This window comes from Paucilactobacillus suebicus DSM 5007 = KCTC 3549, from assembly GCF_001434475.1.
Lineage (GTDB): Bacteria > Bacillota > Bacilli > Lactobacillales > Lactobacillaceae > Paucilactobacillus > Paucilactobacillus suebicus.
The window spans coordinates 14,671-27,785 of record NZ_AZGF01000007.1 but is presented as its reverse complement, the minus strand read 5'-3'; the positions used below and the strand labels follow the sequence as shown (position 1 = coordinate 27,785).

13 protein-coding genes are annotated in these 13,115 nt (G+C 37.8%); 10 read left to right on the top strand and 3 right to left on the bottom strand.

The window, feature by feature from the left end:
- Positions 1-20: 20 nt before the first annotated feature.
- Together yihA and FD16_RS04285 are read left to right on the top strand one after the other, a co-directional pair.
- Positions 21-614 (top strand): ribosome biogenesis GTP-binding protein YihA/YsxC, encoded by a 594-nt coding sequence (gene yihA / locus FD16_RS04290; protein WP_010622371.1) that lies wholly within the window; start codon positions 21-23, stop codon positions 612-614.
- A gap of 1 nt (position 615) precedes the next feature.
- Positions 616-909, top strand: coding sequence for a nucleoside triphosphate pyrophosphohydrolase family protein (locus FD16_RS04285; RefSeq protein ID WP_010622370.1), 294 nt, complete (start codon positions 616-618; stop codon positions 907-909).
- A 68-nt stretch (positions 910-977) separates the two neighbouring features.
- Here FD16_RS04285 and FD16_RS13010 read toward each other — a convergent pair whose 3' ends face one another.
- Positions 978-1,130, bottom strand: a complete 153-nt coding sequence (locus tag FD16_RS13010) for an SPJ_0845 family protein (RefSeq protein WP_164478688.1) — start codon at positions 1,128-1,130, stop codon at positions 978-980.
- 209 nt (positions 1,131-1,339) lie between these two features.
- On the opposite strand from FD16_RS13010, the gene FD16_RS04280 reads away from it, so the two are divergent.
- From FD16_RS04280 to FD16_RS04245, 7 genes are all read left to right on the top strand, one after another.
- Positions 1,340-2,086 (top strand): amino acid ABC transporter ATP-binding protein, encoded by a 747-nt coding sequence (locus FD16_RS04280; protein WP_029508387.1) that lies wholly within the window; start codon positions 1,340-1,342, stop codon positions 2,084-2,086.
- A gap of 102 nt (positions 2,087-2,188) precedes the next feature.
- Positions 2,189-3,997: an excinuclease ABC subunit UvrC gene (uvrC, locus tag FD16_RS04275; RefSeq protein WP_010622368.1), complete on the top strand. Its 1,809-nt coding sequence runs from the start codon at positions 2,189-2,191 to the stop codon at positions 3,995-3,997.
- A 64-nt stretch (positions 3,998-4,061) separates the two neighbouring features.
- Complete coding sequence (gene obgE, locus FD16_RS04270) at positions 4,062-5,360, top strand: GTPase ObgE (RefSeq protein WP_010622367.1); 1,299 nt, start codon at positions 4,062-4,064, stop codon at positions 5,358-5,360.
- A 360-nt stretch (positions 5,361-5,720) separates the two neighbouring features.
- Positions 5,721-6,650 carry a ribonuclease Z gene (gene rnz / locus FD16_RS04260; protein ID WP_010622365.1) on the top strand — a complete coding sequence of 310 codons (930 nt, stop codon included), beginning with the start codon at positions 5,721-5,723 and terminating at the stop codon, positions 6,648-6,650.
- 10 nt (positions 6,651-6,660) lie between these two features.
- Positions 6,661-7,479 carry an SDR family NAD(P)-dependent oxidoreductase gene (locus FD16_RS04255; RefSeq protein ID WP_010622364.1) on the top strand — a complete coding sequence of 273 codons (819 nt, stop codon included), beginning with the start codon at positions 6,661-6,663 and terminating at the stop codon, positions 7,477-7,479.
- A gap of 60 nt (positions 7,480-7,539) precedes the next feature.
- The gene (gene recJ / locus FD16_RS04250) at positions 7,540-9,858 is read left to right on the top strand and encodes a single-stranded-DNA-specific exonuclease RecJ (protein ID WP_010622363.1); all 2,319 of its coding nucleotides are present in this window, start codon (positions 7,540-7,542) and stop codon (positions 9,856-9,858) included.
- Positions 9,859-9,873: 15 nt separating this feature from the next.
- A complete protein-coding gene (locus tag FD16_RS04245) occupies positions 9,874-10,392 on the top strand; it encodes an adenine phosphoribosyltransferase (protein ID WP_010622362.1) in 519 nt (172 codons plus the stop codon).
- 36 nt (positions 10,393-10,428) lie between these two features.
- On the opposite strand, the gene FD16_RS04240 is transcribed toward FD16_RS04245, so the two are convergent.
- Positions 10,429-10,875 (bottom strand): nucleoside 2-deoxyribosyltransferase, encoded by a 447-nt coding sequence (locus FD16_RS04240; protein ID WP_033385941.1) that lies wholly within the window; start codon positions 10,873-10,875, stop codon positions 10,429-10,431.
- Between the two features lie 96 nt (positions 10,876-10,971).
- Here FD16_RS04240 and FD16_RS04235 point away from each other — a divergent pair, with 96 nt between their 5' ends.
- Complete coding sequence (locus FD16_RS04235; protein ID WP_010622360.1) at positions 10,972-11,601, top strand: MerC domain-containing protein; 630 nt, start codon at positions 10,972-10,974, stop codon at positions 11,599-11,601.
- A gap of 207 nt (positions 11,602-11,808) precedes the next feature.
- Here the strand turns inward: FD16_RS04235 and cytX are convergent, their stop codons facing one another.
- Positions 11,809-12,987: a putative hydroxymethylpyrimidine transporter CytX gene (gene cytX, locus FD16_RS04230; RefSeq protein ID WP_010622359.1), complete on the bottom strand. Its 1,179-nt coding sequence runs from the start codon at positions 12,985-12,987 to the stop codon at positions 11,809-11,811.
- Between the last annotated feature and the right edge of the window lie 128 nt (positions 12,988-13,115).

Sequence of the window (13,115 nt, the reverse complement as noted above, 5' to 3'; positions counted from 1 at the left end):
ATGGAACGATGGAGGATTTTATGGAAGTACAGGAAGTCGAACTGGTGATGAGTGCAGTGGCTGCAAGCCAATATCCAACAACGGGGTATCCAGAAATTGGCTTGGTTGGTCGTTCAAATGTTGGCAAGTCTTCATTAACTAATGTATTAATCAACCGAAAGAGTTATGCGAGAACATCAAGTCAACCAGGCAAGACAAGAACGCTGAACTTTTATGAGGTTGAGAAACAATTGTATTTTGTTGATGTGCCAGGATATGGTTATGCTAAAGTTTCCAAGAAAGAACGCGAAAAATTTGGTGTGATGATTGAAGAATATTTGACTCAAAGAGACCAACTTCGTGGTGTAATTCAACTTGTAGATGGACGTCACGCACCGACAGATGATGATGTATCTATGTATCAGTGGCTTCGATATTATCATATTCCAACATTGATTGTTGCGACAAAGATCGATAAAATTAAACCTGCAGTACGTAATCGAGAAACCAGCTTGATTAGGAAAACTCTTAATATGAATGCAGACGATGAATTACTATTGTTCTCAGCACAAACTAAACTTGGTAAAGACGAAGTTTGGCAATGGATAGAAAAAAAGATCGGAGGAACAAATTAAAATGGAATTCAACGAATATCAGGCAGCAGCGAAAAGAACACTGTACGGTAACGAACAAGTCTTAACTAACTGTGCCTTGGGTTTAGCTTCAGAATCTGGGCAAGTTGTTGATATTGTTAAAAATTATACGTTTCGAGGTCAAAAATTAAGCAAAGACCAGTTGATTCACGAAATGGGTGATGTTTTATGGTATTTGTCTCAAGTTGCTGAATGGGCAGATATTCCATTTGATGAAATTGCTAAAAACAATATTGAAGTTCTAAATAAGCGTTATCCGCATGGATATAAAAGCTAATCTAATTTAGTTATTTAATAAAAAAATACAGGGAACTGACAATAATGGCTTGCCAGTACCCTGTATTTTCATTTCTTTTCCTGTTTATCAGATTTCTTTTTATCAGAATTCTCATTTTTTTTATCATTATCAGGTTGTTTAGGTGCTTTCTTTTTTGGATCAACAGCAAAGGCATCAAACATACGCTCCAAGTTTTCGTTACGGCGAACAATAAGACCCATGAATAATCATTCCTTTCGACATCGAATATTTTAATTGATACCATGCTAGCATGATTTGCTTTTTTTGTAAAACTATTCATTTTAAAGTGCTAATTTATCAATAATTATGTATAAATTGGGTAAAAAAGTAAAATCTCTTGCATAAACAAACAAACCTTAGTATAATGGGCAGTATTAGATAACGATCGGAGAAACAAGGAGGAACATAAATGTCAGATTCAGCAGTGATTGAAATCAAAAAGCTTCAAAAAAAATATGATGATACAATTGTCTTGAAGGATATTACAGAAGAAGTTAAATCAGGAGAGGTCATTTGTGTCGTTGGACCGTCTGGTGCCGGTAAATCAACATTTTTGCGTTGCCTGAACCTTTTGGAACAGCCTACGAGTGGTAAGGTTTTGTTTGAAGGGACAGACCTGACAACCCTAGATGAAAAACACATTAATGGATTACGCGAAAAGATGGGGATGGTATTTCAAAGTTTTAATCTATTTCCTAACATGACTGTGCTAGAAAACCTCAAATTAGCACCCAAAAAAGTTAAAAACATGTCAGACGAGGAGGCTACTAAGACGGCTAAGCATCTGCTAGAACGGGTTGGACTTCTTGAAAAAGCTGATGTCTATCCAACTAGCCTGTCTGGTGGCCAACAACAACGTGTGGCAATTGCCCGTGCCTTAGCTATGAGTCCTGAAGTAATGCTATTTGATGAACCAACCAGTGCGCTTGATCCAGAGATGGTTGGAGAAGTCTTGAAAGTAATGCAAGATTTAGCAGAAGAGGGCATGACAATGGTTGTTGTGACTCATGAAATGGGGTTTGCTAAAAGTGTTGCAAACAAAATTTGGTTTATGGCGGATGGTTACATTCAAGAATCTGCTGATCCGGATACATTCTTTAGTCATCCAAAGACTGATCGTGCTAAGGATTTTCTAGAAAAAATATTACAGGCATAATAATTTATATTGGTCCACCAGATAATTGGTGGGCCGCTTTTTTGCTTTCAAATACATGATGCCATATAATTGTATTCAGCAAAATGAACGGAGGGTTAGCAATTGGCAAGCGAGTACTTGGAACATAAATTGTCGTTACTGCCGCCATTGCCTGGCTGTTATTTGATGAAAAATATTAACAGTCAAATTATATATGTTGGCAAGGCTAAGAACCTCAGAAATCGAGTTAGATCTTATTTTAAAAGCAGTCACGAAGGTAAAACAGCAAAATTAGTCAGCGAAATCGCTGATTTTGAGACGATTGTTACTTCGACAAATAAAGAGTCTTTTTTGCTGGAAATTACGTTAATTCAAAAGCATCAACCGTATTTTAATATTAGACTCAAAAAGGGAACCGGATACCCATATATTAAAATTACTAACGAACGAGATCCACAGATTGTAATCACTGGAGACATAAAAAAAGATGGTGCCGATTATTTTGGCCCATATCCGAACGTGTACGCTGCCGAAGAAACAATGCACTTTATTCAAAAAGTGTTTCCGTTAAGGCGGTGCAATGGATACCAGGGGAGACCTTGCCTATATTATCATATGGGTCAATGTTTAGGAGCATGTTTTAAAGAAGTGCCTAAGGAAGAATATGCTCAGCAAATTCACAGAATTAAATCCTTTTTGAATGGAAATACAGCTGCAATTAAGAAAAAACTAACATCAGAAATGCAGGATGCTGCCAGAGATATGCAGTATGAAAGAGCGGCCGAGCTTCGGGATCAATTGCACTATATCGAAGTTACTGTGGAAAAACAGAAAATTATTTTTAATGATAAGACCCCGAGAGATCTATTCAATTTTTATATGGATAAGGGCTGGCTTTCAATTCAAGTCTTTTTTATTCGACAAGCAAGGCTGATGAAACGAGAAAAGAGATTGTTTCCAGTTGTGGAAGATGCAACTGAGGAAATGACAAGTTTTATTATGCAGTTCTACAATCGCAAAAATAATGTTTTACCAAAGGAAGTTCTGGTGCCATCTGGATTGCCGGCTAAAGAAATCAGCGAAATTTTAGGAATCCCCGTTAGAACTCCTAAGCGTGGCGAAAAAAGGGAATTAATGACGTTAGCTGAAAAGAATGCTCGCCTTGTTTTGGAAGAAAAATTTAGACTTCTTGAAATGGATGAACAAAAGACAACGGGGGCAATGAAGGAACTTACTGATGCCCTTGGGCTCCCAGAGGGGCACAAAATAGAAGCATTTGACCATTCTCATATACAGGGTGCGGATTTAGTATCTGCGATGGTAGTGTTTACTGATGGTCAGCCAAATAAAAAGTTGTACCGCAAGTACAAATTGACAACGGTTGACCATGCTGATGAAACGGCTAGTACTAAAGAAGTAATCAGAAGACGCTATTCACGATTATTAAAAGAACATAAGCCAATGCCTGATATGATTTTTATGGATGGTGGACAGATTCAAATGAATGCAGTTAAAGAAATATTAGAGGATGAGTTATCTTTAAATATTCCTGTGGTTGGCATGGTTAAGAATGAACATCACAAAACTGCTGATTTATTGTTTGGCGATGACGACGAACATATTAATTTGGATCCAAAAAGCCAAGGATTTTACCTCGTTCAGAGGATCCAAGATGAGGTGCACCGATTTGCAATAACATTTCATCGACAAGTGCACACTAAACATTCGCTTAGTTCAAGATTGGATGAAATTTCGGGTGTTGGTCCTAAGACAAGAAATAAATTGTTGCGTGAATTTGGTTCAATTACAAAGATCTCACAAGCTTCAATTGATGATATCCACGACCTGGGAATTTCTCGTCCAACTGCACAATTGATAAAAGTATCATTACAAAAAAATGCTGATGTAGCAAAGGGCAGCAGTCACGATTAATTTTGACGGATAGGTTAAAATAATCTATAATTAACCTTTATGACACAGAAAACGGAGAAATAAAATGTTTGTAGATCAAATTAAAATTCAAGTACACGCTGGCAAAGGCGGCGATGGGATGGTAGCTTTTCGTCGTGAAAAGTTTGTTCCAAACGGCGGACCTGCTGGAGGTGATGGCGGTCGTGGAGGCAGCATCATTCTTAAAGTTGATGAGGGTTTGAGAACCTTAATGGATTTTAGGTACCATCGAATTTTTAAGGCCGCAAACGGTGGCAAAGGTATGATTAAGCAAATGACCGGACGAGGAGCCGAAGACACGGTTGTTAAAGTTCCCCAAGGAACCACCGTTAAGGATTTGCATACTGGTGAGATTATGGGTGATTTGATTAACCAGGGAGACGAGTTAGTAGTTGCAGCAGGTGGCCGAGGCGGCCGTGGCAACATTCGGTTTGCTAGTCCAAAAAATCCAGCACCTGAAATTGCAGAAAATGGCGAGCCTGGAGAGGATCGAGACCTTCAGTTAGAATTAAAAATGCTAGCAGATGTTGGCCTTGTTGGTTTTCCGTCAGTTGGTAAGTCAACCTTATTGTCAGTTGTCACAGGGGCAAAGCCCAAGATTGCAGCATATGAATTTACAACATTGGTTCCTAATTTGGGTATGGTTCGTCTAGATGATGGGCGAGATTTTGCCATGGCTGATATGCCTGGGTTAATCGAAGGTGCCTCAAACGGTGTCGGACTTGGGTTACAGTTTTTACGGCATATTGAACGTACTAGGGTTTTATTGCACCTAGTTGACATGAGCAGTGAAGATGAAAACCAAGCCATTGATAGGTATAAGGCCATTAATCATGAACTTGAAAGATATGATCCTGAGCTTTTAAAACGGCCACAAATCGTTGTCGCAACTAAAATGGATTTGCCCAGCTCAAGTGATAATATGAGTGTCTTTAAAAAACAACTAGAAAATGATGATACTTTAGATGAAACACCTGAGATTTTTCCAATTTCTGCAATCACTCATCAGGGTGTGGACGATTTAATGCAGAAGGCAGCAAACTTACTTGATGAGACACCATCATTTGAAAGTGAACGTCCTGAAGATTTGGAAACTAGTTACAAGTTCGATGAATACGAGAAGGCACCATTTGAAATTTCACACGATGAAGAAGGCCTCTGGGTCCTCACTGGTGAAAAGCTGGAACGGTTGTTTGAAATGACTGATCTTCAGCATGATGAAAGTTTAATGAGATTTGCCCGCCAAATGCGCACAATGGGTGTTGACGAAGCATTGAGAGCGGCTGGTGCTAAGAATGGTGATACTGTCCAGATTCAAAAATTTACTTTTGAATTTGTTGAATAATTAACTTAGAATTATTTGATTAGATTGGAGCCTGTATCCAAACAGTGGATAGCTTGTCGAAGCAAAGTAAATGGCATCGGTAAGATTTAATTGACTTACGCGAGCTCTAAATTGATTTAATTTAAGTGTGGGTTTATTTGTGCTCATCAGTATTAAGTGTTGCTGTTGGTACTTTAATTCTGTTATTGGTTTGATTTTCTTGTCGATAGATACAAACATGGTTAGATCGTCATCTAAATTGCAAGTTGATAAAAGGAAGTCATTTAACTGCATCTTTAATTCTCCGTTTTGATTAATAAAAATAGTATATGCTGATTAAGCAAATGATACAATTCATTGTAAGTAAGGAACATTGATATTATGCAAATTGAATTTTTAGGTACAGGGGCAGGTTCTCCAAGTAAACAGCGTAATGTGACAAGTACTGCACTAAAGCTATTAGAGGAGCGCAATGCAATATGGATGTTTGATGTTGGCGAGGCCACACAGCATCAAGTTCTTAAAACAACTATTAGACCTCGGAAAATTGAAAAAATCTTTATTACTCATCTTCACGGAGATCATATATTTGGCTTACCTGGGTTACTAAGCTCTAGGTCACACCAGGGTGGTAATGGGCCACTGACAATATATGGACCTAAAGGTATTGAGGATTTTGTCAAAATCAGCCTAAAGGTTAGCGAAACAAAATTAGGTTACCCACTAAAATTTGTTGAGTTAACAGATGGTGGTGTTATTTTCAACGATAAGACCTTTACTGTAAGCTGTGAGAAGTTAGACCACAAAATCGAGTGTTTTGGATACAGAATTGTTGAACATGATCATCCAGGTGAGCTTCAAGTTGATAAATTGAAAGCACTGAATATTCCCTCGGGTCCAATTTACGGTCAGCTGAAGGCGGGTAAAACTGTCAATTTAGAAGATGGCACGTCAATTGATGGAAAAGATTATATCGGCAAGCCTCAGCAGGGAAGAGTGGTTACTATATTAGGCGATACACGCAAGTCTAATGCTAGTGTGAAGCTTGCTGAAAATGCAGACGTTTTGGTGCACGAAAGTACCTTTGCTAAGGGCGAGGGCCGAATGGCTAGGAATTACTATCACTCAACCAGCGTCCAAGCGGCACAGGTCGCACAAAAAGCGGGGGCCAAAAAACTATTATTGACTCATATATCGGCACGTTATACTGGTAAAGCAGCCTATGAACTCGCTTATCAAGTTAAAGATATTTTTGCAAATACTCGGGTTGTTAATGATTTAGATGTCATTGATGTACCATTTAAGGGCTAGGAGTGAAAACATGGAAAAAAGGTTAAGGACATTAAGATCACTTAAAAATAAAATCGTGTTGGTAACCGGTGCGTCAAGTGGGATAGGCGAAGCTACAGCTTATGAAGCCGCTAAACGTGGTGCAATTTTAATTTTGTGTGCTCGAAATATTGATAAATTAAATGTGGTTGCAAAGCATTGTTTGATTTTATCCGGTCGTCCAGCTTTCGCTTATAAGCTTGACGTATCTGATCCAGACCAAATTGATAATGTATTAAGAACTGTCAGCCATGAAGTTGGTAGCATTGATGTATTGGTTAATTCGGCTGGATTTGGAGACATGCAGGCCGTCGTTAATGAATCTGAACAAACGATGGAACAGATGGTTAAGGTTAATATTTTAGCATTAATGTATCTTAGCAGGTCTGTTGCAAAGCAAATGATCAATCAAGGTTACGGTGCAATTGTTAACTTAGGCTCGGTCGCCGGGAAAATTCCAACTCCCAATAGTAGTGTTTATTCAGCTACCAAGGCTGCAGTCATCAATTTTAGCAATGTTTTGAGAATGGAATTAGCTGACTATGGGATTCAAGTTTTAACTGTTAACCCGGGACCAGTTGAGACCAATTTCTTTGATAAGGCAGATCCTAAGGGGACGTACTTATCACATTTACCTAGTGTATTCATGCTTCATCCGGCTGTCATTGCTCAACGAATTTGGAATCATATTGGGTATAATACTCGTGAAATAAATATTCCAAGATATTTTTCAGCTGTAGCGATTGGATATCAATTGTTTCCTGGCATTGGCGATTGGGTCATCAAAAACTTTTTTGCCTTTAAAAAATGACTTTAAAGAGGATCGATTGGATTCTCTGACTACATATTTCAAAGAACGGTGGGACTGTAATTGCTGAATGCTAATTATGAGTGGAATCATGTTGATAGTGAAGATGAAGCTACAATTGATGAAGTTGCATCTAAATTTAATGTATCGCCTGTGACAGCCAAAATATTGGTTGGTCGGGGTTATAAAACGGATGATGCTGTCGACAAATTTTTGCACCCTAAATTGGATCAGTGTTATGATCCTTTTTTGATGCATGACATGAAAAAAACCGTTGAACGGATACAGTCTGCAATTGAGCAGGGACAACAGATAACAGTATACGGTGATTATGATGCTGATGGGTTAACCAGCACTTCTTTGATGTACGAAACCTTGTTGACAATTGGGGCAAACGTTGATTATTATATTCCAGATCGTTTTAAGGACGGTTACGGACCGAATACAGATGTTTTTAATCGATTAATAGATAATGGCACAGAATTAATCGTAACGGTTGATAACGGTGTTGCAGGAAACGATGCGATTGATGTTGCAGATAAAAAAAATGTTGACGTGATTGTGACTGATCATCATGAATTACCCGAAAAATTACCAGATGCGTATGCCATAGTTCATCCAAGATATCCTGGTGCGGATTATCCCTTTGGTGACTTATCTGGTGTTGGAGTTGCCTTTAAGGTTGCCTGGGCGTTATTAGAAGAGTTTCCGACCGAATTATTGGACCTAGTTGCAATTGGTGAAATTGCTGATTTAGTGTCAGTAACTGATGAAAATCGTGTTCTGATTACTTATGGTATTCAACAGTTAAGAATGGGAATGCGACCAGGAATTCATGAATTAGTTAAGATTGCTGGGTTAAATGAACAAACACTGGATGAGACTAATATTGGGTTTGGCATTGCCCCACGCTTAAATGCAATTGGTAGAATGGGTAGTGCTAGACCCGGCGTTGAGTTGCTAACTTGTTTAGATGATGAAGAAGCAGTTTCATTAGCTACTGAGATTGACGCAACAAATAAAGATCGTCAAAATTTAGTTGCAGAGATTAGTTCTCAAGCACTAGAGCAAGCAAAAAGTGATGAAAACAATAGTAGAGAAGCGTTACTGATTGCAGGTAATGGTTGGCATACTGGAGTTCTGGGCATAGTTGCTAGTCGAATTGTGGAGCAACTTGGCAAGCCGACGATTGTTGTTGGCATTGATGAGAAGACCGGATTGGCTAAAGGATCAGGCCGAAGTATTGAAGGATTTGATCTCTTCAAAGCAATAGATGGTCACCGAGAATTAACAGAGGCCTTTGGCGGACATAAAATGGCTGTAGGATTAACGGTTAAAACCGATATGATTAATGAACTGCGAGGTTGTCTTGATCAATCCGCAACCGACCAAAGACTAAGCGATTTACCAAAGCAATCATTGCAAATCACATCAGAATTGACTCCTGATGAAGCTAATCTTGACTTATATAATGAAATTGAAAAATTAGCACCTTTTGGTACCGGTAATGCACGGCCCATTTTTTCGATTACTAAATTTAAATTAGACAATATTAAACAAATTGGCAAAGACAATTCGCACCTGAAATTGTCATTAGATGGCTCGGAAACAAAACTATCTGCCATCGCCTTTAATAAGGGCGAATTAGCTCCATTATTGGTGGATAATGATAATGTAAAAATTGCTGGCACGTTAGACGAAAATGAATGGCACGGTAACACAAACATTCAATTAATGGTTAAAGATGTAAAAATTAGTGGAATTCCAGTTATTGATGAGCGAACTAATCACTTATCAATTAAGTTATTTGAACGTGATTCTACGTATGTTTGTTTTAATCACACAGTGATTAAACAACTATCTCAAATGAATTTAAATATTCAGTTGATCGATGCTAAAGAAATACAGTCTGGTCAATTAAATAACCTTGAAGTCACAGTGGTTGATTGTCCTCCTGATTTAGATGCATTTAGAGATTTGTTTAAACAAGGTGGTAAACCATCAAATATTCGGTTGTTGCTATACCAAAACGATGATGCATATCTGAATGGTATGCCAACGCGTCAAGAATTAGGAAAACTGTACAAGTTTGTTAATACTCACCATGATGTCAACTTAAGAACTCAATTAGACACGTTAAGTAGCTTTTTAAAGATTAATCGAAATAAACTGATTTTTATGATTCAGATGTTTTTCGAGGTTGGATTTGTTAAAATAGATGATGGTGTTTTAAACGGGGTGGACAATCCATCAAACGTTGATTTGAAAACATCTACAGCATTTAATAATCGGCAACAATTAATTGAATCAGAAAAAGTATTAATTTATAGTAATTCAACAGATCTGAGAAAATGGGTTCTTGATTGTATTACTAGTGATTAAAGGAGAACTTAATATATGACTTTAAACTTAAAAGACTATATCGGAAGTATACCCGACTATCCTGAAAAGGGGATAGTGTTTCGGGATATATCACCATTAATGGCCGATGGTCAGGCTTATGAAGAAGCTACTAACCGAATTGTAGATTACGCACTTGAGCGCAATGTTGAAATGATCGTTGGCCCTGAGGCGCGTGGATTTATTGTTGGGTGCCCAGTTGCGTATAAACTTGGAGTAGGATTTGCTCCAGCACGTAAGAAGGGAAAGCTACCTAACGAGACAGTTAGCGCATCGTATAGTTTGGAATATGGGACTGCAGAACTTCAGTTACAAAAAGCAGCCATCAAACCTGGGCAGCGTGTATTAGTAACGGATGATTTACTCGCAACAGGTGGGACCATATCCGCCACGATTGAAATGGTGGAAAAACTAGGCGGAATTATTGTAGGGACTGCGTTCATTATTGAATTGACCGACCTTAAGGGCCGAGACAAATTGACGAATTATGACATTTTGTCGTTAGTTAAGTATTAAAAAAATCCTAGCCTGTTTAATTGGCTAGGATTTTTTTTAGAACGCTTTACCAGTATATTCGTTGGATGGCAACAGATTGAAATCGTATAATTCTATATCTTTTACTGATTTAGTGTAGTAATCTGTAGCTTGACTGATCATTAAATTTAATTGTTCATCAAGCTCTTGCAATAGAATTATTGGCTTATTAGAATGGTATGCATAGCCAATTTCAAAAGCAGTTCCGCTATCAATATTTTGATTTTCAAAGTCAGCGATGGCGACAATTACGTCTGCTTTGTCAATTTCGGTAACATCTTTTGTAAATATTGCTTTTGCCCATTCTGGAGATCCTTCGTTTATGCTGTTATCATTTTCGTCTGATAGACGTGGACTGAATACCTGTCCAGCAGTTTTGTTTATTTCTAATGCTTTTTCAACCTTGGCAATACGAGAGATCTGTTCATCACTAAAGAATGGACCAGCAAGATATATGTTTTTCATGTACGCACCTCTTATTAGTTAATGAATTAATTGTACCGAAAGTCTCGACCATAAACAATTTAAAATTATGCCAATCGGCAAAGGAGCTATTGTCTCATGCTTTTTTTATTTATTTTGATTATCGCAGTTTTATTTTTAATTCTTAGTGTATTCTATCTGATGAATTCATGGCAACGTTATGGAAATTGGGCATGGCCGACCTTTATGGTTGTAGTAAGTTTAGCCGTGGCGATTTTTGCGTTTTTTAAATTACCTATGTGGAATAACGGTAGTACATCATCTTCTGCCAGTTCATCTTCTCAAGTGAGCCAGCAAGTCTCAAGTACAAGCTCTTCAGCATCTTTTTCATCACCTAATCAAGGTGGATTAACGGGTCAAACAAGTCAGCAGTCAGAGTCAACCACACAGCAGAATCTTTTAAGTCAATTGAAAAAAAATTATAGCAGTATTGGTGGTGTCACGTTTGATAGTGGCAGTAAAACATATAAAATTTTACCGACAGATAGTAATACGGTGAAAGCTTTGAATTATATTATTAAAAATCCGGATCAGGCAGATCAAGCTGGCTGGAGTTCATTTACTAAAAATCTTACCAAAACCTCAACACAACTTCAAAAGGTTGCTGGCGATGGATATTCAATCAGTATTCAAGAGCCAGGTAATGATAATACAGCGATGTTTACTGCTTCGGATGGTAAGACAACTTACAATATCGTTAACAATTAAATATAAAATGATATTAATTTGCTATAAAAAATGGTAATAAAGATATTTTGCTTCCATGACATAGGGCCCCGCAAGACTAAATTCTGAATTTTTAGTCTTACGGGGCCCTATGTGTCAATGAGTAGACGTTTTAACTAGATAAATTAAATCACTGAATTAGGAATTTTGACGTTGCTTATAAATAATAGAAACGTTTGTTTAAATTTTTTATCTTCGCAATTTATTTTTCATTAAAAATCCGTTTAACGAAACGCACGCACCTAAGCAAAGGAGGAGTGCCAGTGTTGGGCCACTCCAAAGGTTCAATGTTTGCATCCAGTGGTAGGATATTACTCCAATAATCCACCAGCAAAAGTTAATCCAGGCAGGGAGACTTCCTTTTAATACAAAGTAGCTTACAAAAACAATAGTAAACAATGGCGTAAAGACGGCCCCAATTGCATATAAAAAGTTTTGATAATACGAAAGTGAAACAGTGAGTGCAATTACCAGTCCAAGGACAGTGATTGCACTACCCCAAATTCCTACTTTACCAAAATGAGTTAGGTTATTGATATTTGTGGCAGCTGAATATGCGTCCATAAATGTGGTTGTCACTGTTGAAAAAACGATGATTAAGAGTGCAATCAATCCTAAATTTGAATGTGACAAAACTGTGGTAAAGTCTGTACTCTTAGTAATTAGTACGCTTGCCATACCTATTAGAAACATGACGCAGCTGCCGATGAAATATCCGGCAACACTGGCAAGACTGGTTAGAAACGGCTTGCTAGTAGTTGTAGTATAGTCTCCAATCAAAGGTAGCCATGATAATGCCATGGTGACGCTTAATTCAACAGCGCCACCGAAACTAATCGCAACAAGGTTAGCGTGAGGTGCAATCTGGCCACTCGTGATGACGGTAAATAATAATATAATTGAGCCGATTGCTAGTAAGATCACTATGAAGTTATTAACTCTGAATAGCCAATCGTGTTTCAATAACAGCCAAATAATAATTAAGATCGCAACGATACTACTCATTAATATCGGAGACTTGAAATTAAATAGGCGTTGGTTGATGGCATTCATTGCTAACTGAGCGTTCACGATCATCACGGCTGTCCAGCCCAATAACTGTAAAGCGTTTAAAATTGAAAATAGACCGACACCGAGTTTGCCAAAAGACATTTCAGTGGCTTGAATCGCCGTTTGGTGTCGTTGTGCAGAAATATATCCAGCCGGTAGTAAGAATAATATACAACCTATTAAATGACCGGTAATAATGGCTATTGGACCGTATATCCAGCCTAGTGGTGCTACAAGCGTACCAGTAACAATTTCTGCAATTGAAATCGATGCACCAAGCCACAACAGAAACAGGCCACTAAGTTTAGTATTTCCCATGAAAAAACTCCTCCGAATTAAAGTTAACTAACTAAGCAATAATACCATTGAAATATTAATAAAATCAATTTGAGCTGATTAATTCACTATGCTATTGTAATACACAGTGACGCAATAGATTAGGAGAG